Consider the following 22,809-nt stretch of genomic DNA (forward strand, 5'->3'; position numbering starts at 1 on the left):
ATAAAAGGGACGGGTTGAAGCGGTCATCCGGTGACGGGAGCACGGTCGGTCGCCACCCGCACCGCCAGCCCGCCCAGCACGGTCCCCATAAGGTAGCGCTGCACCCGCGCCCACATCGGCCTGTCGCCCAGGAACGCCGCCACCTGCCCCGCCGACAGCACGAACATCCCGTTGACCGACAACGCGACGACGATCTGCGTGAGCCCCAGCAGCAGGCTCTGCACGGCCACGTTCCCGCGCGACGGATCGACGAACTGGGGGAGCAACGACACGTACAGGATTGCGATCTTGGGATTGAGCAGGTTGGTGACCAGCCCCATGGTGAAAAGCCTGCGCGGCGCGTCCACCGGCAGCCGCCCCGGCGCGAAGACCGGTCCGGCGCCGGGCCGTACCGCCTGCCAGGCCAGCCAGAGCAGGTAGGCCGCCCCGACGAGCTTGAGCGCGGTGTAGGCGGCGGGCACCACCGCGAACACCGCCGCGATCCCGGCGGCCGCGGCCACCAGGTAGACGACGAACCCCGCGGCCACACCGGCCAGCGAGATCAGCCCGGCCCGCCGCCCCTGCGTCACCGACCGCGACACCAGGTAGATCATGTTGGGGCCGGGCGTGAGCACCATGCCGAGCGCCACCGCCGCGATGCCCAGAAACGCGCTGAGAGAGATCATGAACCCATCCTCGGCGCCCGCCTCGGTCCGGGAGAAGAACCAATCCCATCGAGTGGCCTTGGAACGGTCGCTGAAACCAGACCGCCTATCCCCGGCCGAGAGGGTCCACCGGACGCTCGAAGAACGTCTCCAGGGACACGATCGTCTGCGTGCCCGTCACCCCCTCGATCGCGAACAGACGGCGCAGCACCGCCTGCAACTCCTCGGTCGTGCCGGTCCTGACCTTCACCAGGACCGACGCCGAACCGGCCACGACATGCGCCTCCTGGATCTCCGCGACCGCCTCCAGAGCCCGCCGGGTCGAGTCGTCACCCATCCACGCGTCGGAGGTGAGCATCACGAAGGCCAGCACACCCCGTCCGACGGCGGCCGGATCGATCTCGACGGCGGTACGGCGGATGACACCGCGCTCACGCAGCTTGCGCACCCGCTCGTGCGCCGACCCGGCCGACAATCCGACCGCCTGCCCCAGGGCCGCATACGACTGCGTGGCATCGCGCTGCAACTCCGCCAGCAGCGCCCGATCGGTCGCGTCCACCGCCCCGCCTTCCCCTAACCGCCCTGATGCCATATACAGTTCTACTCTAAGGCAAAGAAGCCGAACACAGTTCGTCATGGGGGTTTATATGGCTGACAGCATCAAGACCCACTTCGAGATCCTGGACGATCGGTTCCGCCGCTGCAACGGCGACGAGCGCACCCAGCGGCTCCACACCGGCTGCCGCTGGACCGAAGGTCCCGCCTACTTCCCCGCCGGCCGCTACCTGCTGTTCAGCGACATCCCCAACGAACAGGTCCTGCGCTGGGACGAGACCACCGGCGCCGTCGGCGTCTTCCGCCAGCCCTCCGGCTACGCCAACGGCCACACCGTCGACCGCCAGGGCCGCCTGGTCAGCTGCGAGCAGGGCAACCGCCGCGTCACCCGCACCGAGCACGACGGCTCCGTCACCGTCATCGCCGACAACCTCGAGGGCAAACGCCTCAACAGCCCCAACGACGTCGTCGAGCACTCCGACGGCTCCATCTGGTTCACCGACCCGGACTACGGCATCACCAGCGACTACGAGGGCAACAGGGCCGACAGCGAGATCGGCGCCTGCCATCTCTACCGTGCCGACCCCGCCACCGGGCAGGTGCGGATCGCCGCCGGAGACTTCACCCGCCCCAACGGCCTGGCCTTCTCCGCCGACGAACGTCACCTCTACGTCGTCGACACCCCCGAAAAGCACATCCGCCGCTTCGACGTCCGCGAAGACGCCACCCTCACCGGCGGGGACGTCTTCGCCACCTGCGACGCCGGAGCCTTCGACGGCGTCCGCCTCGACGACGCCGGCCGCCTGTGGGCCGCCGCCCACGACGGCCTGCACTGCTTCGACCCCGACGGCACCCTCATCGGCAAGTTGCGCATCCCCGAAGTCGTCTCCAACCTCACCTTCGGCGGCCCCAAGCGCAACCACCTGTTCATCACCGCGTCCAGCTCCCTGTACGCGCTGCGCGTCAACTTCGCCGCCGCCCGCCGCCCCTGAAACCGCCAAAAGTCCCCCGTCCCCGGCAGCCTCAGACCCGGTCCAACGGCCGGTGCGGAAGAGGCGGCAGCTCCACCCCGATCACGTCGCCCGGCCGCACCTCGCCCCCGGCCACCACCACGCCCATGACCCCCGCCCTGCGGACCAGCCGCCCGGTCTCGTCCCGGCCCACCACCCGCTTCAGCAGACCCGGCTGGAAGCCGTCGATCTGCAGGCACGGGTTCCGCAGGCCCGTCACCTCCACCACGGCCTCGGCGCCCAGCCGCAACAACGCGCCGACCGGCAGTGCCGGCAGATCCACACCCCGGGTGGTCACGTTCTCCCCCATCTCGCCGGCGGCCACCCGGAATCCCTCCGCCTCCAGTTCGTCGTGGAGCTCGGCCTGCAGCAGGTGGACCTGCCGCAGGTTGGGCCGGGTGGGATCCTGCGCCACCCGGGACCGGTGTTTCACCGTCACCCCGAGGTGCGCGTCACCCTCCACTCCAAGCCCCGCCAGCAGCCGGATGGCCGGCTCGTTGTACTTGCTGAAGGTGTGGCCGCCACTGCGGCTCACCGCCGTCACCGTCGCTCCCACTGCGGAACCGCCTTCTCTTGTCGTCGGAGGTCGGCATCCTACGAGGTTGTTCTGAAACAGACAGCTTCCTTTACGATGTAGATCACAAGATGAAGGTAAGATCGGCGGAATGAGCGTGCCGGCCGTACCCGACGAAGCGCCGCGCCCCGCCGTCGAGCCGGCGCGCGATCCTTACCGGGTCTACCTCGACTCCCTCACCAGCCCTGAGTCCCGCCGCGCCATGCGCGGCTGCCTGGACCGCCTGGCGGCGCTCATCTCCGACGGCCAGGCGCCCTCCGGAGCCGGCCAGCCCTGGCACCTGCTGCGTTACGAGCACACCGTGCGCCTGCGCGCCCTCATGGCCGAGCGCGGCTGGTCCCCCGCCTACGTCAACAAGCATCTGGTCGCGCTGCGCCGGGTGCTGCGCGAGGCCTGGCGGCTGGGCCAGATGACGGCCGAGGACTACCAGCGGGCCGCCGACCTGCCGACACTGGAACACACCCGCCTGCCCACCGGCCAGCACGTTCCCGCAGAGGTCGTGGGCGCAGCCCTGGCCGCCTGCGACGGCGACGACTCTCCCGCCGGGACCCGCGACGCCGCGCTGCTCGCGGTGCTCTACTCCACCGGTTGCCGGCGGGCCGAGATCGCCGGGCTGACCCTTGCCGACTACGACCCCGGCTCACGCTCCCTGCGGGTGCGCGGCAAGCGAGACAAGGAACGCATGGTCTACCTCACCACCCAGGCCGTCGGCCGGCTGGAGCGGTGGCTGGCCGTACGCGGCCGGCGGACCGGGGCCCTGTTCTGCCCCATCGGCAGGCACGGATCGCTGCGGGTGCGCGACGGCGGGCCCGCGGCCATGACGGGGCAGGCGGTCGCCGACATCCTGACCCGGCGCCTGGCCCAGGCCGGAGCCATGCCGCGCACCCCCCACGACTTCCGGCGCACCTTCATCGGAGAGCTCCTGGACGCGGGCGTGGACCTGGCCACCGCACAGGCGCTCGTCGGCCACTCCTCCCCCGCCACCACCGCACGCTACGACCGCCGCCCCGAACGACGCCGCCGCGAGGCCGTCGACAGGATCGCCCTCCCGCCGCCCCGACCCCTGTGAGCGCGGAGGCGGCGACACGGCGGGCGGACCGGGCTCACTCCTCGATCGCTCCGCCCACCGCCCGCAGATGGTCGCGGAAGGTCAGGGACGGCGTTCGCCGCCGCTGGGCGAGGTAGGTGTCGAACCGCACCTGGTCGCGCAGGGAGACACCGGCACGGATCCGTTCGGCTTGCCGCCGCTCGGTGTCGCGGATCGTCTCCGCAAGCGCGAAGAGACTCTCCGCGTGGGCGGCCGGCACGAAGAGCACCCCGTCGTCGTCGCCCAGGGCCAGGTCCTGCGGGCCTACGGTCCACTCCCCCACGCTGGCGGCCTCCAGCGCGTCGCCGGGGCGTGCGTCAAGGCGTTGCGGACCGGTGGGCAGCGCGCCCAGGCTGAAAACAGGCAGCCCGATCTCTCGTATGTCAGCCGTGTCGCGGTGCAGTCCCCACACCACGACTCCCTGCAATCCGGCGGTCCGAGCCTCCAGCACCACGAGATCCCCGACGCAGCTCTCATCGAGCCGCCCGCCGTTGTCGGCCACCAGGACGTCGCCCGGCGCGGCCCTTTCGAACGCCTCCAGGAAGACGTCGACACTGCCGGCGTGCCGAGCCGGAGACACACGCCCGGCCAGGCGGCTGCCGGGCACCACGGCACGCATGGGCGCCGGAGCGCAGCGCACCGGGATCCGGGCGCGGATGCACGCGTCCGCCAGATGCGCGGTGGTCAGCGCAGCGAACCGCTGCCGGAGTTCTCGGTGGTCCATGGGATGTCCTCTCATGGCTCTCTTCACGGCTCGCTGCGTCCGGTTCTCCGCGTCGCCGCCCTGAAGGGCACGGTATCCCGGACACCCGGGGGGAGCGGAACACCCCAAAGCGCCGCAGAACGTCCGAGCGAGCAGGTCCGCAGGCATGCCGAACGGCCTCGCGGCGTCCTACCGGCCACACCGGTAACCGGGAAGTGGAATAACTACTCCCCAACGTCCGTTAGAGTCATCGTGCCGATGTGGTTTGTGTCCCCCGGGCCGCAAATTACCGCCTTCACGGAATACCGTTCGGCTGGAGCCGTGTTGTGCCTCTCGCCGAGGAGGCGACCGCCACATCGGCACTAACGTTCCGCCCCGCGAGGCCTCGTGCCTGGCGGGGCGTTTCGTTTGCCCCGCTTCCCGTTCCTCCCCCGGCCCCCATGGCACCTCCCGCCCCGCTCCTCGTCGGCCGCGCCGCACCCCTCCGGTTTTTTAGAGGAGGCCTACAAACAGCCGGGCCTCGCTTGTGCGGATGCCCACACCCGCCGGTCGCCGGGGCACCACCTAGTGTGGTGACCCCATCCCGTGAGGAGAGCCCGTGCTCTATCGCCTGACCAAGATCGTCAGCGCCCCCTTCCTGCACCTGCTGTGGCCGACCGAGGTCACCGGGGCTGAGCACGTACCCGCCTCCGGACCGGCCATCCTGGCCTCCAACCATCTCTCGGTCCTCGACTCGACGTTCCTGCCACTGGTGCTCACCCGCCAGGTGCGCTTCGTCGCCAAGGCCGAATACTTCACCGGCAATCCCGTCACCGCGGCGTGGATGCGGGCCACCGGTCAGATCCCCATCGACCGGCAGAGTCCCACCGCCGCCCAGGACATGCTCGACGCCGCCGCGGGGGTGCTCAAGGAAGGCGGCCTGTTCGGCATCTACCCCGAAGGCACCCGCTCGCCCGACGGCCGTCTCTACCGGGGCAAGGTGGGGGTCGCCTGGCTCGCCCTGGCCACCGGGGCGCCGGTGGTCCCGGTGGCCATGTCCGGCACCGACAAGGTGCTGCCCATCGGCGCCTCGACCCCGAAGCTGGGCCGGGTGGGAGTGCGGATCGGCGAGCCGATGACGTTCACCGGATCACAGACCAGCGCCCGGGACCGGCGCCAGGTGACCGACGAGATCATGGCGGCGATCCACGGACTCTCCGGCCAGGAGTACGTACCGCGCTACGCACCGGCACGCACGCAGCCCTCCTGATCGTTTTCCGGCATATGTCCGATTGTCCACGCTAGGGTGGGTCAGCCGGTTCCCGTCACGGCGGGAACCGGCCGGACGCACACGAGCGGGGGGTGTACGGGGTGCCGAGCGGCAGGACGATCGCGATCGCGTCGGTCAGCGTCGCGCTGGTGGCGGGGGCCGCCGGCGGCGGCGCGTGGTGGTATCTGCACACCCGGGGCACCCCGCAGGAGACCGCTCAGCGCTTCGCTCAGGCCTGGCAGCGCGGCGACCTGGCCGCCATGCGCGCCGAGCTGGGCGCCCCCGCCCCCGGCTTCGACCAGACCTACCAGGACATGCGCAAGGGCTGGGCGGTCGACAGCACCGCGGTACGGCTCGACGCGGTGCGCGAGACCGGCGACGACACCGCCCAGGCCGCCTACACCGCCACGCTGAAACTGCGCGACATCGGCGAGTGGAGCTACTCCGGGACCGTCGACCTGGCGGTCGTCGACCGGCACTGGCGGGTCAAGTGGTCGCCCCGTGCCGCCCACCCCGATCTCTCCGCGGGCTCCTCCTTCGCGCTGAAGACCAAGTGGCCGCAGCGCGCGGCGATCACCGCCGCCGGAGGCGAACGCATCGACGGCGGCGACGTGAGCGGCTCGATCCAGCAACTGGTGGGGTTCCTGGACAAGGCCACGGCCAAGGACGTCAAGAAGCTGGGCTCCTCCTACCAGGTGGGCGACGCGATCGGGCGCGGCGGCATGCAGGAGAGGTTCCAGCAGCGCCTGGCCGGCGTCCCCGCCACCGAGATCCAGCTCGTCGGTGCCGACAAGAAGACCGCCAAGGTCCTCGGCAAGATCGACGGCGAGGACGGGGAGCCGCTCGAGACCACCCTCGACCTGCGGGTCCACCAGGCCGCGGTCAGCGCCGTGCGCGATCTGGAGAAGACCACCTCGATGGTCGTGATCAAGCCTTCCACCGGCGAGATCCTGTCGGTGGTCAACAACAGGGGCGGCTTCAACCGTGCCCTGGACGGCAACTACCCGCCCGGCTCCACCTTCAAGGCGATCACCGCGGTCGGCCTGCTGGAGGCCGGCGTGGACCCCGGCGAGCAGGTCACCTGCCCCAAGGACGTCAACATCGGCGGCCTGCCGATCCGCAACTCCAATCACGCCGCCTACGGCTCGGTCACCTTCTCCGACTCCTTCGCCCACTCCTGCAACACCACCTTCGCCCCGCTGGCCAAGGAGCGGCTGGGTGCCGACGAGCTGGTGCGGACCGCGGAGCTGTTCGGCTTCAACAAGCGGCTCGACATCGGCGTCCCGGTGGCGAAGGGGAGCTTCCCCCGGGCCGAGAGCGACGCCGAACTGGCGGCCGAGTCCTTCGGCCAGGGGCGGATCACCGCCAGCCCGCTGCTGATGGCCTCGGTCGCCGCCGCGCTCGCCGACGGCACCTGGCGCCCGCCGACCCTGGTCCCCTCCGTCGAGCAGAAGCTGGAGCCGCAGGCCCTGCCCGACGGCGTCGTGGCCAAGATGCGCCCGATGATGTCCGCGGTGGTCACCAGGGGCACCGCCAAGGACGCGGGCCTGCCACCGGGAACCCGGGGCAAGACCGGAACCGCGGAGTACGGCCCGGCAGGCGACCTGAAGACTCATGCCTGGTTCATCGGCTTCCGCGGCGACCTGGCCTTCGCGGTGATCGTCGAGGAGGGCGCGGGCGGCGGTTCCGACGCCGCCCCGGTGGCCGCCGCGTTCCTCCGCACCCTGGACTGAGGGGCGCCGGTCCGGGGGCGGGGCGGCATCCGTGCCGGGACCGCCCGGATGCGCGTGCCTATCCGGGCGGGTGGGCGAGGACGAGAACCATGGCGTCCATGAGGCGCTGCCAATCGCGTTCGGCCAGGTCGTCGCGTCCGAGACTGCGGGCGACCGCCGCCAGGGCGTCCACCAGCCGGGCCCGGACCCGGTGCGGGTCCTCCCCGAGCGACGCGGCCAGCCTGCCGGACTCCTGACGGAAGCCACGGGTCTGGGTGAAGCGCAGGAGCGAAGGCGGCGGGGCCGGTTCCCCGGCGGCCCAGGCGCACACACCCGCCGTCGTGGGCACCGGATCCCTGCTCACCAGCGCGAACGCCTTGAGCGCCTTCACCTCCGGTCTCATCGGGCTGGGCGCGGCGCCGCTCGACGGGCTGCTGTTCACCGGGCGAGTCGGCCGGCCTGCCCGTCGCCCTCAACGCGGCCTGCGCGCTCACCCTCGGGGCCGCCGTCCTCACCTTCCGCCCGGTCCCCCGGGCCGACGGCGATCCCGGACCGGCGCCGGATGACGCCGCGGCTCCATGCGGCCCGGGGAGCGCCGAGCCCGCTCAGGCCGGAAGAAGACCGCGGGTCACAGGGGGAGCGCCGCGGCGTCGTGACGCAGGACCATGATGAGCAGGGTTGCGATGAGGGTGGCGATGAGCAACCAACTGATCATGATGATGACGGTGGAGCGCCGGAGGCGTCCGCGCGACCGGCTCCCCTCCTTGCCGGGCTCCCGTCCGCGGCGGCCGTTCTCCCTGCGCTGGACGCGCTCGTTGAACGACTCCAACCGCGCGGCCAGCCGCGGGTCCTCGTCGATGAGGTGACGTTCGATCTGCAGCAGCATTCGCTCCTCGTCTTGCGACCAGGCCATGCCGCACCTCCCCGGGACGCAAGGCGTGTGCCGACGTTCTGCCCAATCATGAAGATCATTATCCGTTCCGAGGGCTGCGATTTACCTCTTCTTTTCCTTCCGGCCGCCCGCCCGGGAAGGCCCGCTTCTCCCCTCGCAGCCGACGGGTGATTGATGCCCGCAAAGGGTATTAACGGCCTCGATGTGTCGATCAGACGCATCGCCGTACGAATCTCAACGGGGGAAACCGTGGCAGAGAAGAAGAAACCCGCCAAGGCCTCAGGCAAGCAGAAGAAGGCCGCGATCAAGGCCACCCGCCAGGCCAAGCAGGCCAAGCAGCAGGCCAGGCGCCCCGAGAGCGCCGAGTGACACCGCGGCGGCGCCCGCCGGCCCCGGGGACCGCGCCCGGCTGCGACAGACCCCGCCGGCAGGGCGCCGCCGCACCCGCGCCGTCCCCGTCCGCCGCCGAGGAGAGATCACGATCAGGCGGCCGTTAACGTCCCGGCCTCCCCGATCACGGAGTGACACGATGTCCGCCTATGTGCGATTCCCGACGATCTTCGGTGACGTGGTCGTCTTCGCCGCCGAAGACGACCTGTGGATGCTGCCCGCCGCCGGCGGGCGGGCCTTCCGCCTCACCGCCGGGGTGGCCGAGGCGGGTTACCCCCGCTTCTCCCCCCGGGGCGACCAGCTCGCCTTCGCCGGCCGCGAGGAAGGGCCGGAGGAGGTCTACGTGATGCCCGCCGACGGCGGCTCCGCCCGGCGCATCACCTACCACGGCGTCAGTTCCACCGTCACCTGCTGGGACTCCGACGGGGCGATCATCTACGCCAGCGACGAGTGCCAGCCCTTCGACGGCCAGAAGTGGCTGCACCGGGTGCTCCCGCACGGCGTGCCCGAGCGCCTGCCGTACGGCCCCGCCAACTCCATCTCCTACGGCCCGCAGATCGTGCTCGGCCGCAACACCGCCGACCCCGCCCGCTGGAAACGCTACCGCGGCGGCACCGTGGGCGACCTGTGGATCGGCACGGGGACGGGCACAGCGGACTTCCGGCGGCTGATCGCGCTACCCGGCAACCTGGCCTCGCCCTGCTGGATCGGTGACCGCGTCTACTTCATCTCCGACCACGAGGGCATCGGCAACGTCTACTCCTGCACGGCCGACGGCACCGGCCTGCGCCGCCACACCGACCACCAGGACTACTACGCCCGCAACCTGTCCGGTGACGGCCGCAGGCTGGTCTACCACGCCGGAGGCGAGCTCTACCTCATCGAGGACGGGCAGTCCCACCACGTCGGCGTCAACCTGCGCAGCTCCCGCACCCAGCGCAACCGCCGCTTCGCCCCGGCCGCGGACTTCCTCGACAGCGCCACGCTCAGCCCCGACGGCAGCGGCGTGGCGATCACCACCCGGGGCAAGGCCTTCTCCTTCGCCGCCTGGGAGGGCCCGATCCACCAGCACGGCGCCGCCTACGGCGTCCGCTACCGCCTGCTGACCTGGCTCAACGACGGGGCACGGCTGATCACCGCCGCCAGCGACGACGGCGACCGCGAACTCCTGACCGTGATCACCGCCGACGGGAGCGACGACCCCCTCCGGATGGACCACCTCGACACCGGCCGCACGATCGCGCTGGAGGTCTCCCCCAAGGCCGACCTGGTCGCCATCACCAACCACCGCAACCAGCTGCTCGTGGTCGACCTGAGCCAGACCCCCGCCACCGCCACCGTGATCGACTCCAGCAGGTTCGGCGCGGTCGAGGACCTCACCTGGTCCCCCGACGGCCGCTGGCTCGCCTACGCCTGCCGCGACACCGCCCAGACCATGGCGATCAAGCTGTATCGAGTCGAGACCGGCGAGACGTTCTTCGCCACGCGTCCGGTGCTGTGGGACTCCTGTCCCGCCTTCGATCCCGCGGGCGGATACCTCTACTTCATCGGCCAGCGCGTCTTCAACCCCGTCTACGACGAGCTCCAGTTCGACCTGGGATTCCCGCTCGGTTCGCGTCCCTACGCCATCGCGCTGCGCGCCGACGTCGGCTCTCCGTTCGTCCCCGAACCCCGCCCGCTCAAAGGCGACGACGACGAGGACGACGAGGAGGTCGAGTTCGTCATCGACACCGACGGCCTGGCCGACCGCCTCGTCGCCTTCCCCGTGCCCGAATGCCGCTACGAGACGATCGCCGCCGTCAAGGGCAAGGCCGTCTACCTCACCTTCCCCGTCGAGGGCGCCCTCGGCGACGAGCACGCCGAATTCTCCGACGGCACCCTGCACGCCTACGACTTCGCCAAGCAGAAGCAGGAGGTCCTGGCCACCGACGTCTCGGGCTTCCGGATCGGCCGCGACGGCACCACCATGCTCTACCGCGCCGGGAACCGGCTGCGGGTGGTCAAGGCGGGCGAGGAGCCCGACGACGACAGCGACACGCCGAGCCGCAGCAGCGGCTGGATCGACCTGTCCCGGGTGAAGGTCTCGATCTGCCCGGAGGCCGAGTGGCGGCAGATGTTCCGCGAGGCCTGGCGGCTGCAGCGGGAGAACTTCTGGACCGAGGACATGGCCGGAGTCGACTGGGACGGCGTCTACGACCGCTACCTGCCGCTGGTGGACAAGATCACCACCCGCGGCGAGTTCTCCGACCTGCTGTGGGAGCTGCTCGGCGAGCTCGGCACCTCGCACGCCTACGAGAGCGGCGGCGCCTACCGCACCCGCCCCCACTACCGCCAGGGCAAACTTGGCGTCGACCTCTCCTTCGAGAACGGCGTGTACCGCATCCAGCGGATCGTCGACGGCGACCGCTGGGACCCCGACGCCACCTCGCCGCTCAACCGCCTCGGGCTCGACGTACGGCCCGGCGACACGCTCCTGGCCGTCAACGGACAACCCGTCGGCCTGTCGACGAGCCCGGGCGAGCGCCTGGTCAACCAGGCCGACCAGGAGGTCCAGCTCACCCTCGGCCGCGGCGAGGAGCGCAGGACCGTCACCGTCCGGGCGATCTCCGACGAGCAGCCGGGCCGCTACCGCGACTGGGTGCGGGCCAACCGCGCCCGCTGCCACGAGCGAAGCGACGGCCGGCTCGGCTATCTGCACATCCCCGACATGGGCCCGGACGGCTACGCCGAGTTCCATCGCGGCTTCCTGGCCGAGTACGACCGGGAGGGCCTCATCGTGGACGTGCGTTTCAACGGCGGCGGACACGTCTCCTCGCTGCTGCTGCAGAAGCTCTCCCGGCGCCGGCTGGGCTACAACTTCCCCCGCTGGGGCGTGCCCGAGCCCTATCCCGACGAGTCACCGCGCGGCCCGATGGTCGCCATCACCAACGAGTGGGCCGGCTCCGACGGAGACATCTTCAGCCACACCTTCAAACTGCTCGGCCTGGGGCCGCTGATCGGCAAGCGTACCTGGGGCGGCGTGATCGGGATCTGGCCGCGCCACCAGCTGGCCGACGGGACCGTCACCACCCAGCCGGAGTTCTCCTTCGCCTTCGACGACGTGGGCTGGAAGGTGGAGAACTACGGGACCGACCCCGACATCGAGGTGGACATCACCCCGCAGGACTACGCCAAGGGCGTCGACACCCAACTGGAGAAGGCGATCGACGTCGCCCTGGAACGCCTGGCCACGCACCCGCCGCACACGCCCGACCTGGCCGACCGGCCGCGACCGACCGTCCCCGGGCTGCCGCCCCGCTGAACGGCGCCGACGGCCCCGCCATCGACCGGTTCGGCACCGGCGGCCAGCGCCGTCCGCAGGCGGATCCGACCGGCCCGCAGGTGTTCGCCGCCGACCTGCTGCGTCTGGTCCTCGGCGCCTCCCGTGGCCCCGGGGTCGGCACCCCGGAGGTCGGACCGGAAGACCTGACCCGCGCTCCAGATGGTGGTCCAGATCCGGCGCGGCGGCGACCAAAGTAGGTGCCGCCCTCGACCTTCGCACGAGGCGGCGCGGGATCTGCGGCGGCCAGGATGGCCGCATGAGGACAGTTGCGGGCGCGCACCCGCGCAGGCGACGGACGGCGGCGGTGATGCTGAGGCCGCCGCGCAACCAGGTGGATGCGCGAGCGGTGAAGGCGTGGACCGCCGAGCTGCTGCTCCTGGCCGTGCCCGTGGCGGCCGCGGCCGTGGCCGCCTACTGGATCTTCACCTCCCACCCGGTGTGGCTCACCGTCCTGACCGGCGGCTTCGCCGCGCTGGTCCTGGGGTTCGCCGTCGTCGCGCCGCACGCCTACTACCGGCTGGAGCGCTGGGAGGTGACCGGCGAGGCGGTCTACACCCGCAAGGGCTGGTTCACCCACGTCTGGCGGGTGGCGCCGATGTCGCGCATCCAGACGGTCGACACCGAGCGGGGGCCGGTGAAACGGCTGTTCGGGCTGGCCGACGTGACGGTGACCACCGCCTCGGCGGCGGGGGCCATCAAAATCGAGGCACTGGACCACGAGGTGGCCGTCGCACTGGCGGAGCGGCTCACCGCGCTGACGCAGGCCGCGCCGGGTGATGCCACGTGACGGCCTGGCGGACCCTGCACCGGCGGAGCCTGGCCGCCTCCTCGGTGCTGTCGGTGGCGATCGCGACCCCCGTCGCGGCGGTCCTGTTCAGGGTCCTGCCCCGCGACTGGCCGGCACCGGCCCTGGTCGCCACGATCGCGGGCGCGGCGGCGCTCGTCGTGGCCGGAGCGCTGGTGTTCGACCTGGTACGGCTGCGCACCACAGCCTGGCGGCTCACCGACGACCGGCTGGAGCTGCGCTCGGGCATCGTCTTCCGCGAGCACCGCTCCGTCCCCCGCGACAGGATCCGCAGCGTCGACCTCACGGCCGATCCCGTACGGCGTGCGCTGGGCCTGGCCGTCGTCAGGATCGGCACGGGCGAGCACGCCTCCGGCGAACGCACGACGCTGACCCTCGACCCCCTGTCCAGACATGCGGCCGAGGAACTGCGCGGCGCTCTGCTGCACGAGATCGGGGAGCCGCACTCCGGCGACCCGCACGGCGACCGCCCGCTCGCCACCCTGGACTGGTCGTGGCTCAGGCTCGCGCCGCTGACCGTGTGGACCGTCGCGGGCGGCGCGCTGGTCGCCGGCGTCGCCTACAAGCCGCTCAACGCGCTCGGCGTCGACCTGTTCGAGCCGGGTGTCGTCGCGGACCTGTGGCACTGGGTCACCACCCGCCCGTGGCTCGCGGTCCCGCTGCTCCTGGCCGCCAACGCCCTGGTCGGGCTGGCCGGTGCGCTGGTGGTGTTCGCCACCACGTGGGGAGGCTACCGGCTGGAACGCGAGCCCGGCAGGCTGAAGCTGAGCAAAGGCCTGCTCACCACCCGTTCTCTGACGATCCAGGAGCGCCGGCTGCGGGGGGTGGAACTCGCCGAACCCCTCCTGCTCCGGCTCGGCGGCGGCGCGAGGGTCAAGGCGGTGACGACCGGGTTGCGCGAGAAGGAGGAGAACGAGGCCGACGACGCCGGCACGCTCACACCTCCGATGCCGCGCGAGCTGGCCGCTCAGGTGGCGGGGCGGATCATCAGGGCGGGGCACCCGGTCCTCCGCCCCCATCCGGCGGCGGCGAGGACCAGGCGACTGCGCGCGGCGGCCGTGTGGACCGTCCTGCTCACCGCGGCCGTCGCGGTGGCGATCCGGTCTGTCTCCTGGCCCGTGTCCTGGAGCTGGCTGTGGGCGGTGCCGGCGTTCGTGCTGCCGCTCGCCCTGTGGCTGGCGGCGGACGCCTACCGAGGGCTCGGCCACGCGCTGGGCGAGCGGCATCTCGTGACGCGGTCGGGCTCGATCGTACGGCGCACCGTCGCCCTCGACAGGGAGGGCGTCGTCGGCTGGACCGTCAGCGAGTCGTACCTCCAGCGGCGGCTCGGCCTCATCACGGTCTCGGCGACGACGGCGGCGGGCGACGGGCACTACGACCTGCTGGACGTGGGCACGGAGGAGGGCCTGGAGCTCGCGGCGCGAGCCGTACCCGATCTCCTCGGGCCCTTCCTCACCCGGCGGGTGGGTCGCCCCGGTCCCTGACCCGCCCAGGACCGGGTCCCGCACCGCCCAGGTGCGGGACCCGGGCGGCGTTCCCCGCGCGTCCCCGGCTCACGGACCGCCCGCGTATCCCGCCAGCCGGGCGGCCAGCGCCCCGATCTCCTCGCGCAGCCCGTCCGGCGTGATCACGGTGAACGGCCAGCCCAGCCCGGCCAGCATCTGCGCCATCCCGTCCAGCCGCTCCGCCCGAGTCGTCAGCAGCACCCCCTCGGGGGTCATGGCCAGTGTGGCGGCCTCGGCCGGGACCCGGCGGCGCGCCTCCTCCAGCGTGGTGTCCAGCAGCACCCTCACCTCGTACCGGTACGGCACCGCCGAGAGCGCCTCCGCCACGTGCCCGGCCGCGTCGAAGTCCTCGGGGACCTCGAAGGCCCGTTCGGTCCGGCCGGCGCTCGCCACCCGGTCCACCCGGAAGGTCCGGACCTCCCCGCTGCCGTGGTCGAACCCCGCGACGTACCACCGGCCGGAGTGGAAGACGATGCCGTAGGGATCCAGGTCCCGCTCCGACGGCTCCCCCTTCCACGACCGGTAGGCCAGCCGTACCGTGCGCCCGCGCCGGGCCGCGTCGGCCAGCGCCAGCAGCGGCCCCGCCCGCGGCGCGCTTGCGGCCGCCGGGGCGGCGCGGGTGTGCTCCAGCGTCTGCGAGACCGCCTCGACGCGCTCCCGCAGCGCCTGGGGCAGCACCCTCTGGATCTTCGCCAGCGCGCTCCCCGTCGCCGCCTCCCCCACCGCCAGCCCGGTGCGCCGCCCGGCCAGCAACCCCAGCACGACGGCCGTGGCCTCGTCGTCGGTGAACATCAGGGGCGGCAGCTTGTAACCCGGCAGCAGTCGGTAGCCGCCGTAGCGGCCTCGGTCGGCTTCGACCGGCACTCCGAGCTCGGCCAGCTTCACGGCGTAGCGGCGCACCGTGCGTTCGTCCACCTCCAGCCGGGCGGCGAGCTCCGGACCGGTCAGGCCGGGGCTGGCCTGCAGCAACTCCAGCAGCGCGAGCACGCGAGTGACCGTCATGAGATTTCCTTAAGAATCCGGACTGATTCTGCCCGGATTCGATCCTACGGTGGAACCGAGCGAGAACGACGGAGGAGAAATCATGAACGAGCACATCGACGGCACCACCCGGCCTCGCAAGGCCGCCTACGTCCTGGTCCCCGGTTTCTGGCTCGGCGGCTGGGCCTGGGAGAAGGTCACCGCGGACCTGCGCGCGGCCGGCCACGACGTGCACCCCGTCACCCTCACCGGCCTCGGCGACCGGGCGCACCTGGCCACCGCCGGGACCGACCTGGAGACCCATATCCAGGACATCGTCAACACGATCGTCTACGCCGACCTGCACGAGGTGATCCTCGTCGGCCACAGCGGCGGCGGCGGGCCCGTCACCGGCGCCGCCGACCGGATCCCCGAGCGCATCGCCCGCGTGGTCTACCTCGACAGCGGTCCCCTGGGCGACGGCATGGCCTGGATGGACATGAGCGAGCCCGAGCAGAGAGGCCTCATCGAGCAGCAGGTCGCCGGGCGGGGCGGCGGCACCGGCTACCCGCCGCCCTCATGGGAGGAGCACGAGAAGGCCGGAGTGAGCCTGGAGGGCCTGGGCGAGGCCGAGCGCGAGTGGTTCGCCTCCCGCGCCACGCCGCAGCCGTACGGGAGCATGACCCGGCCGCTGGTCCTCACCGGTGGCGCGGACGGGCTGCCCAGGACGCTCATCACCTGCTCCTTCCCGCTGGAGCAGGTCCACGCCATGATCGCCGCCGGCCACCCGTTCTTCGCCGCGCTGGCCGGCCCGGAGTGGAGCTTCGCCGCGGTCCCCACCGGTCACTGGCCGATGTTCTCCAAGCCCGCCGAGACCGCCGCCGCGCTCGCCGCTCTGGCGCGGTAGCGCGGGCCTGCCGGCCGGGGTCTTGGTTTGTCCGGCCGGCAGGCCACTCCTTTACACTGTAGATCAAGTGGATCGGCGGCACCGCTGGAAGCACGGATCAGGGCCGGGCGGGTTCCCGGTCGGACGCGCCGATCCAGTCGTCGACCGCACCGAAGGTCTCCCGCGCGATCAGCCGCTGGCCGTCGGCGTTGGGATGGAAGTAGTCCCACCTGCTGACGTGCTCCAGCGTGAACCGGTAGTCGAACACGGCGTTGCCGTCGAACCGGCACGCCGGGCCGTACGCGGCGCAGACCCGGGCCAGCGCCGCGTTGTACGCCTCCACCCGCGCGCGCACGCGGTCCCGGCGCGCCCGGTCGGCCGCGGCGGCGGAGGTCGGCTTCGCCAGCATGGTCGGGCAGATCCGGGCGACCGACCAGAAGCCGCGCGCCACCGCGTTGTCCTTGCCCACCTGCCACAGCCGCTTGAGGTCGGGGATGCTCGCCACGAACACCCGCCCGGCGGGCCTGCCCTGCCGGAACAGGCGCAGCGCCTCGGCAACCCGCTGCCGGTAGACCGCGACCGGCGTCATCCTGCGCTCCTCGGACGTACAGGCGTCCTGGGCCCCGATCAGGATCGTCACGTAGTCGGCCCGCCGCGCCACCGCCCGTCCCATCTGCCCGGCGAGGTCGGCGCTGGTCGCCCCGGGGACGGCGAGGTTGACGTTGTTGCCGCCGATCGCCCCGTCCGCGGCGCGCAGTCGCAGATAGTGACTCCTCACCTCCGGATGGTCCCCCGCCGCCCAGGAACGCGAGGTGCACGCGACGTACCAGCCGCAGGCGTTGAAGCCCGCGCTGATCGAATCCCCCAGCGCGGCCATGACCACGGGCCGCCACGGCTCGGCGGCGCTCGCCGACACGGGTGTCGCGGGAGCCATCACGGTGACCGCGAGGGCCGCCGCCCCTGTGAATGTGGTCACAGTCCTGCGGATCATGGAACCTCCGACTGAGAGATCACTTCCGCTTCGGATGTATCACCGCAGGACAGGAGCGCGGAGCAGCTTGACCGACTCCCTTGGTTTTCTTGACACACCGCAGCGGACGTGCTTACCGGGGGGCCCTCATCGAACACGTTCAGTTTCCGCATAGAGTGTTGTGGGTGAAAGTCGCGCCCGGACTGACCCGTCCTCTCGTGGTGAGAACCGCTCTCGTCGGAGACCCCGGCGACCTCATCTCGCGACTTCCCGGCACCGCTCCCTACGCCTGGATCAGACACGGCGAGGGCCTGGTCGCCTGGGGGGAGGCCGCGCGGTTGACGGTGCCCCCGGGGCCCGGACGTTTCGAGTGGGCCCGCGACCGGCTCTCGGCCATCTTCGGCGAGGCCCACGTCGACGACGACGTGCGCGCCCCGGGTTCCGGCCCGGTCGCCTTCGGCTCCTTCACCTTCGACCCCCGCTCCCCCGGCTCGGTCCTCGTCGTGCCGCGGACGATCCTCGCCCGCCGTGACGGCCGGGCCTGGCTCACCACCATCGGCGAGGAGTCCCTCAATCCGGTCTCCCCCGTGCGCGACCCCGGCAGGATCCGGTACGGCGACGGCAGCCTGACCGCCCCGGAGTGGGAGCACGCGGTGGCCCGGGCCGTGCGGCAGATCCGCTCCGGCCGCCTGGCGAAGGTCGTCCTCGCCCGCGACCTGACCGCCATGGCCGAGCGCCCCATCGACGTCCGGCTGCTCCTGTCCCGCCTGGCCCGGCGTTTCCCCGAGTGCTACACCTTCTCCTGCGCGGGCCTGGTCGGCGCCACCCCGGAACTCCTGGTCCGTCACACCGGCGAGACCATCGAGTCCCTGGTCCTGGCCGGCACCACCGCCCGCGGCTCCGGCACCGCCGACGACGCGGCCCGCAGCGCGGCTCTGTTCGCCTCGGCGAAGGACCGTCAGGAGCACGCCTGCGCGGTGGAGTCGGTCCGCGAGACCCTCGGCCCGCTCTGCACCGAGCTCAAGGTGCCCGAGGAGCCCGAGCTGCTCGTGCTCCCCAACGTCCAGCACCTGGCCAGCCCGGTGACCGGCCGCCTGGCCGCCGGGATCTCGGTTCTGGACGTGGTGGCGGCCATGCACCCCACCGCGGCCGTGGGCGGCACGCCCACCCCGACCGCGCTGGAGGTCATCCGCGAGCTCGAGGGCATGGACCGCGCCGGCTACGCGGGGCCGGTCGGCTGGGTCGACGCCCGCGGTGACGGAGAGTGGGGCATCGCCCTGCGCTGCGCCCAGATCTCCGGCTCCAGGGCCCGGCTTTTCGCCGGCGGCGGCATCATGGCCGGCTCCGACCCGGCCGCCGAGCTCGCCGAGGCCCAGGCCAAGCTCCGCGTCATGCAGTACGCCCTGGAGGGCTGAGCGCCTTCCCGGGGTCACGGCGCCCTCCGGGTCACGGCGTCCTCTTCGGCTGTACCGCCCTCTCCCGGCGCGGCACCCTCCCGCTCACCGTGCTCACAGGGCGGCGTAGACCGCCTCGACCAGCGCCATCTTCCGGGGATCGTCGGAGATGAGCGGCCCCATGTGGTTCATCACGTAACCGACGGAGACCCGCGCCTCGGGATCGGCCAGCCCGCACGAGCCGCCGTAGCCGTCGTGGCCGAACGCCCTGGGGTTGGGTCCGTACGAGCCGCGCGAGCCGCTCAGCCAGTAGCCCAGGGCGATCTCGGTCTCGCCGCCGAAGCCCGCACCGAGCACGAGGTCCACACAGGCGCCCTGCCCCTGCCGGGCACGCTCGGCCGCCTCGGCCGAGAGCAGCCGGCGGCCGCCCCAGCTCCCCCCGCACGCCATGACGCCGTACAGCGCGGCCACGGCCCGCGCCGTACCGTGCCCGTTGGCGGCCGGGACCTCCGCGCGGCGCCAGGCGAGGGTGTTGGCCCCGTCCGCGCCGAAGAGCGGGTTGGCCAGGGCCGAGATCGCGGCCGGGTGCATCTGGGCGAAGATCTCCGCCTGCTCGCTCCCGGCGGGCACGGGCGCGTGGGCCAGCTCGGCCGCCCGGCCGTCCTCGGACTCCGGCAGCCCGATGGTGAAGTCGAGGCTCAGCGGGCCGGTGACCTCCTCGCGCAGGAAGCGCCCGACGCTCCGGCCGCTCACCCGGCGGACGACCTCGCCGACCAGGTAGCCGTAGGTCAGCACGTGGTAGCCCGAGCGGCTGCCCGGCTCCCACCACGGCTCCATGGCCGCCAGCCGCGAGGTCATCAGCTCCCAGTCGAGCAGGTCGGCGGGGGCGGTCGGCTCGCGGAGCCCGGACAGTCCGGCCCGGTGCGAGAGCAGGTGGCGCACCGGCAGGTCCTGCTTGCCCGCGGCCGCGAACTCCGGCCAGTAGGAGGCGACCGGCGCGTCGAGGTCCAGCAGGCCGCGGTCGGCGAGCATGTGGGCGCAGAGCGCGACGACCCCCTTGGTCGTGGACCAGACGTTGACCAGGGTGTCGCGCTCCCACGGCCGGGTGCGCGCACGGTCGGCGTGCCCACCCCACAGGTCGACGACGGTCGTGCCGTCGACCGTCACCGTGACCGCCGCGCCGATCTCGCCGCGGGCGGAGAAGTTCTCCTCGAAGGCCTTGCGGACGCCGTCGAAACGCTCGTCGCAACTGCCGTAAGTGCTCACCATGAGCCGTCCTCCTTGCCGTTCGCCTCACCGTACCGACTAGTCGGTTTGTAGAGAAGAGAGCGCGTCCTCCCGGCCGGGCGGAGGGTCAGGACTCCAGGTAGCGCAGTACGGCGAGCACCCGGCGGCTGTAGCCGGTGACGTGCAGCAGCCCGAGCTTGTCGAAGATGGCGTTGACGTGTTTCTCGACCGCGCTCTGCGAGATGTGCAGCCGCTCGGCCGTGGAGGCGTTCGTACGGCCCTGCGCCATCTGGTCGAGCACCTCCCGCTCGCGGGGCGTGAGCCTGCCCAGCGGGTCCAGATGGGTGGTGCGGGCCAGCAGCTGGCGCACCACCTCGGGGTCGAAGGCCGCCCCGCCGGCGCCGACCCGCTCCAGCGCGTCGAGGAAGTCGGCGACCTGGGCCACCCGGTCCTTCAGCAGGTAGCCGACGCCCTCCACGTCACCGCTCATCAGTTCGGTCGCGTACCGCTTCTCGACGTACTGCGAGAGCACCAGCACCCGGGTCCGCGGCCTGCGGCGGCGGATCTCCAGCACCGCCCGCAGCCCCTCGTCGGTGTGCGTCGGCGGCATCCGCACGTCGGCGACCACGACGTCGGGCTCGTGCTCGGCCGCCGCCGCGATGAGCGCCTCGCCGTCCCCGACCGCGGCCGGGACCTCGTGGCCCTCCTCCACCAGCAGCCGGACCAGACCCTCGCGCAGCAGCGCCGAGTCCTCGGCCAGGATCACGCGCACGTAGCCTCCCGGACTGTCGCGGGAACGAATGTCGTCAGCCGCACGGCAGCTCCGCTGTGATCACGGTGGGCCCGCCGGGCGGACTGTCCACGCGCAGGCGGCCGTCCAGCGCGGCGACCCGCAGGGCCAGGCCGGACAGCCCTCCGCCCGAGGGGTCGGCGCCGCCCCGGCCGTCGTCCCGCGTCCGCACCACGACCACCGTGCCCTCTGCCCTGTCCTCTGCCGCGCCGTCGCCGGCGGTTCGGGCGGTGACGTCCACGGTGACGGCGCTCGCCCGCGCGTGCTTGACGGCGTTGGTGACCGCCTCGCTGACCACGAAGTAGGCGGCCGTCTCCACCGGCCCCGGCGGGCGCTCGCGCAGGCCGTACCGGATCGTGACCGGGACCCCCGCGCGCTCGGCGACGCCGGCCAGCGCGTCCCTCAGGCCGAGGGTGTCCAGCCCGCTCGGGTAGACCCGCCAGGCGACCTCCCGCAGTTCGCTCAAGGCCTCCTGCGCCTCGGCGTGGGCCTGCCCGAGCAGCTCGTCGAGCAGTTCCGGCGAGCGGCCCCTGCGGGCCCGGCCGATCAGCACGGCCAACGCGACCAGGCGCTGCTGCACCCCGTCGTGCAGGTCGCGCTCGATCCGCCTGCGCTCCTGGTCGACGGCCGCCACGGCGCCCGCGCGGGTCTCGGCCAGCTCTGCGATGCGGCGCCGGAGCAGCTCGGTGGGGCTCGGGCCGAGGGCCGCCAGGGCGAGCCTGCGCTCCACGGCCACCAGGCCGACCAGTCCCATGACCTCCAGGAAGAGCAGGACCAGGCCGGCGAACGCAATATAGGCCACGACCAGCGGTTGCGGCGGCATGCCGTCGAACGGCTCGCCCCGGCCCCACTGCCAGGCGATCGTCACCCCGACGCCGATCCCGTAGACCAGGAGCAGCAGGACCGCCGCGGCCAGCAGCCCGGCGGGGAGACGCCGGGCGAGGTAGCCCAGCGCCCTGCGGCCGTCGTAGCCGGAGACCTCGACCCCGCCGAGCAGGCCCAGCCGCCGGACCTCCAGGGCGGCCAGCCGCACGGCCCCGGCCAGCACGCGCGGCCGGGCGCGCGCGGAGAGCAGGAGCGGACCGGCCCCGGCGAGGAAGACCAGTCCGGCCAGGGCCGAGACGATCCCCAGGGCGATGCCGGCCAGCGCCTTCGCGGCCCGTGCCGCTATCGGATGCGCGGCCCGTGCCGCTATCGGATGCGCGGCCCGTGCCGCTATCGGATGCGCAGCCCGTGCCGTCATCGGGCGTGGTGCTTGCCCTTGCGCCGGTCCGCCACCCGGACCCAGATGAAGATCACGATGGCGAGCAGGACGACGCCCAGGACGGCCTTGGAGACGATCCCCATGTACCGCTCGACCAGCTCCCAGTTCTCACCGAGGGTGTAACCGGCCATCACGAAGGCGGTGTTCCAGATGAGACTGCCCGCCAGGGTGAGGATGGTGAAGATCGAGATCGGCATGCGCTCGACCCCGGCGGGGATCGAGATGAGGCTGCGGAAGATGGGGATCATCCGCCCGAAGAAGACCGTCTTCTTGCCGTGCCGGGCGAACCACGCCTCGGTCTTCTCGATGTCGGAGACGCTGATCAGCGGCAGCCGCGAGGCGATGGCGATCACCCGCTCCCGGCCGAGCAGCGCGCCGATCCCGTACAGCGCCAGCGCGCCGATCACCGATCCCAGGGTGGTCCAGAGCACGGCGTCGAACAGGGTCATGTTCCCCTTGCTGGCGGTGAACCCGGCCAGCGGCAGGATCACCTCGCTCGGCAGCGGGGGGAACAGGTTCTCCAGCGCGATCGCGATCCCCGCCCCGGGCGCCCCCAGGGTCTCCATAAGGCCGATCGCCCACCCGGCGACCCCGCTGACCTCTTCGACAGTCGTTGAACTCATGCCCCAAGGCTAGGGACACGGGGTTATGCCGTGCATGAGGCGTGCCGCCAGACTCCCCTGGCGTGCGCCCCAGCCCTGGGGGTGCGGAAAGCCCCAGGCTCCGCCCGTACGGCCGCCCGTTCGGGAGCGGCCGGTGGGACGACCGGGAGATCGACGGTGTTTCCGCACGTCAGAACGGGTTGCGTCCGTGTCCGACGGCCACCTCGGCCGGATACGGCGCCCCGGCGCGAACGGGGCCAAGGGCGCC

21 protein-coding genes are annotated in these 22,809 nt (G+C 72.4%); 9 read left to right on the forward strand and 12 right to left on the reverse strand.

Annotation, left to right across the window (positions count from 1 at the left end; genetic code table 11):
* Positions 1 to 23: 23 nt before the first annotated feature.
* Positions 24 to 665 (reverse strand): LysE family translocator, encoded by a 642-nt coding sequence (locus HS041_RS30425; protein WP_196444253.1) that lies wholly within the window; start codon positions 663 to 665, stop codon positions 24 to 26.
* Positions 666 to 750: 85 nt separating this feature from the next.
* Positions 751 to 1,203 carry an Lrp/AsnC family transcriptional regulator gene (locus HS041_RS30430; protein ID WP_196444254.1) on the reverse strand — a complete coding sequence of 151 codons (453 nt, stop codon included), beginning with the start codon at positions 1,201 to 1,203 and terminating at the stop codon, positions 751 to 753.
* An 88-nt stretch (positions 1,204 to 1,291) separates the two neighbouring features.
* On the opposite strand from HS041_RS30430, the gene HS041_RS30435 reads away from it, so the two are divergent.
* Entirely contained in the window at positions 1,292 to 2,191 is a 900-nt protein-coding gene (locus HS041_RS30435) for an SMP-30/gluconolactonase/LRE family protein (RefSeq protein WP_230879865.1), read from the forward strand.
* 31 nt (positions 2,192 to 2,222) lie between these two features.
* Here the strand turns inward: HS041_RS30435 and HS041_RS30440 are convergent, their stop codons facing one another.
* Positions 2,223 to 2,765, reverse strand: coding sequence for an MOSC domain-containing protein (locus tag HS041_RS30440; protein WP_307845517.1), 543 nt, complete (start codon positions 2,763 to 2,765; stop codon positions 2,223 to 2,225).
* Positions 2,766 to 2,874: 109 nt separating this feature from the next.
* On the opposite strand from HS041_RS30440, the gene HS041_RS30445 reads away from it, so the two are divergent.
* On the forward strand, positions 2,875 to 3,852 hold the full coding sequence (locus tag HS041_RS30445; protein ID WP_196444256.1) for a tyrosine-type recombinase/integrase: 978 nt from the start codon (positions 2,875 to 2,877) through the stop codon (positions 3,850 to 3,852).
* A 34-nt stretch (positions 3,853 to 3,886) separates the two neighbouring features.
* Here the strand turns inward: HS041_RS30445 and HS041_RS30450 are convergent, their stop codons facing one another.
* A complete protein-coding gene (locus HS041_RS30450; RefSeq protein ID WP_196444257.1) occupies positions 3,887 to 4,594 on the reverse strand; it encodes an RraA family protein in 708 nt (235 codons plus the stop codon).
* A 577-nt stretch (positions 4,595 to 5,171) separates the two neighbouring features.
* On the opposite strand from HS041_RS30450, the gene HS041_RS30455 reads away from it, so the two are divergent.
* Together HS041_RS30455 and HS041_RS30460 are read left to right on the forward strand one after the other, a co-directional pair.
* Positions 5,172 to 5,822: a lysophospholipid acyltransferase family protein gene (locus HS041_RS30455; RefSeq protein WP_196444258.1), complete on the forward strand. Its 651-nt coding sequence runs from the start codon at positions 5,172 to 5,174 to the stop codon at positions 5,820 to 5,822.
* A gap of 101 nt (positions 5,823 to 5,923) precedes the next feature.
* Entirely contained in the window at positions 5,924 to 7,555 is a 1,632-nt protein-coding gene (locus HS041_RS30460) for a penicillin-binding transpeptidase domain-containing protein (RefSeq protein WP_196444259.1), read from the forward strand.
* A 58-nt stretch (positions 7,556 to 7,613) separates the two neighbouring features.
* Here HS041_RS30460 and HS041_RS30465 read toward each other — a convergent pair whose 3' ends face one another.
* A complete protein-coding gene (locus HS041_RS30465; protein WP_196444260.1) occupies positions 7,614 to 7,976 on the reverse strand; it encodes a hypothetical protein in 363 nt (120 codons plus the stop codon).
* Between the two features lie 186 nt (positions 7,977 to 8,162).
* The gene (locus HS041_RS30470; protein WP_196444261.1) at positions 8,163 to 8,447 is read right to left on the reverse strand and encodes a DUF3040 domain-containing protein; all 285 of its coding nucleotides are present in this window, start codon (positions 8,445 to 8,447) and stop codon (positions 8,163 to 8,165) included.
* 508 nt (positions 8,448 to 8,955) lie between these two features.
* Between HS041_RS30470 and HS041_RS30475 the strand changes: the two genes are divergently transcribed.
* From HS041_RS30475 to HS041_RS30485, 3 genes are all read left to right on the forward strand, one after another.
* Complete coding sequence (locus HS041_RS30475; RefSeq protein ID WP_196444262.1) at positions 8,956 to 12,117, forward strand: S41 family peptidase; 3,162 nt, start codon at positions 8,956 to 8,958, stop codon at positions 12,115 to 12,117.
* Between the two features lie 277 nt (positions 12,118 to 12,394).
* Positions 12,395 to 12,925: a PH domain-containing protein gene (locus HS041_RS30480; RefSeq protein ID WP_196444263.1), complete on the forward strand. Its 531-nt coding sequence runs from the start codon at positions 12,395 to 12,397 to the stop codon at positions 12,923 to 12,925.
* Entirely contained in the window at positions 12,922 to 14,427 is a 1,506-nt protein-coding gene (locus tag HS041_RS30485; protein ID WP_196444264.1) for a PH domain-containing protein, read from the forward strand. Before HS041_RS30480 ends, HS041_RS30485 begins: the two co-directional genes overlap by 4 nt.
* 69 nt (positions 14,428 to 14,496) lie before the next feature.
* On the opposite strand, the gene HS041_RS30490 is transcribed toward HS041_RS30485, so the two are convergent.
* Positions 14,497 to 15,450 carry a helix-turn-helix transcriptional regulator gene (locus tag HS041_RS30490; protein ID WP_196444265.1) on the reverse strand — a complete coding sequence of 318 codons (954 nt, stop codon included), beginning with the start codon at positions 15,448 to 15,450 and terminating at the stop codon, positions 14,497 to 14,499.
* A gap of 82 nt (positions 15,451 to 15,532) precedes the next feature.
* Here HS041_RS30490 and HS041_RS30495 point away from each other — a divergent pair, with 82 nt between their 5' ends.
* Positions 15,533 to 16,315 carry an alpha/beta fold hydrolase gene (locus tag HS041_RS30495; protein WP_196444266.1) on the forward strand — a complete coding sequence of 261 codons (783 nt, stop codon included), beginning with the start codon at positions 15,533 to 15,535 and terminating at the stop codon, positions 16,313 to 16,315.
* 97 nt (positions 16,316 to 16,412) lie between these two features.
* On the opposite strand, the gene HS041_RS30500 is transcribed toward HS041_RS30495, so the two are convergent.
* Positions 16,413 to 17,270, reverse strand: a complete 858-nt coding sequence (locus HS041_RS30500) for an SGNH/GDSL hydrolase family protein (RefSeq protein WP_307845518.1) — start codon at positions 17,268 to 17,270, stop codon at positions 16,413 to 16,415.
* A 179-nt stretch (positions 17,271 to 17,449) separates the two neighbouring features.
* On the opposite strand from HS041_RS30500, the gene HS041_RS30505 reads away from it, so the two are divergent.
* Positions 17,450 to 18,679, forward strand: coding sequence for an isochorismate synthase (locus tag HS041_RS30505; protein ID WP_196444268.1), 1,230 nt, complete (start codon positions 17,450 to 17,452; stop codon positions 18,677 to 18,679).
* A 93-nt stretch (positions 18,680 to 18,772) separates the two neighbouring features.
* Here the strand turns inward: HS041_RS30505 and HS041_RS30510 are convergent, their stop codons facing one another.
* The 4 genes from HS041_RS30510 to HS041_RS30525 form a co-directional block, all read right to left on the reverse strand.
* Entirely contained in the window at positions 18,773 to 19,927 is a 1,155-nt protein-coding gene (locus HS041_RS30510) for a serine hydrolase domain-containing protein (RefSeq protein ID WP_196444269.1), read from the reverse strand.
* 85 nt (positions 19,928 to 20,012) lie between these two features.
* Positions 20,013 to 20,657 (reverse strand): response regulator transcription factor, encoded by a 645-nt coding sequence (locus HS041_RS30515; RefSeq protein ID WP_196444270.1) that lies wholly within the window; start codon positions 20,655 to 20,657, stop codon positions 20,013 to 20,015.
* Positions 20,658 to 20,691: 34 nt separating this feature from the next.
* Complete coding sequence (locus HS041_RS30520) at positions 20,692 to 21,918, reverse strand: sensor histidine kinase (RefSeq protein ID WP_196444271.1); 1,227 nt, start codon at positions 21,916 to 21,918, stop codon at positions 20,692 to 20,694.
* Positions 21,915 to 22,562, reverse strand: a complete 648-nt coding sequence (locus HS041_RS30525) for a DedA family protein (RefSeq protein WP_196444272.1) — start codon at positions 22,560 to 22,562, stop codon at positions 21,915 to 21,917. Before HS041_RS30525 ends, HS041_RS30520 begins: the two co-directional genes overlap by 4 nt.
* Positions 22,563 to 22,809 lie beyond the last annotated feature (247 nt).

It is taken from the genome of Planomonospora sp. ID67723 (genome assembly GCF_015711605.1).
Classification (GTDB): domain Bacteria; phylum Actinomycetota; class Actinomycetes; order Streptosporangiales; family Streptosporangiaceae; genus Planomonospora_A.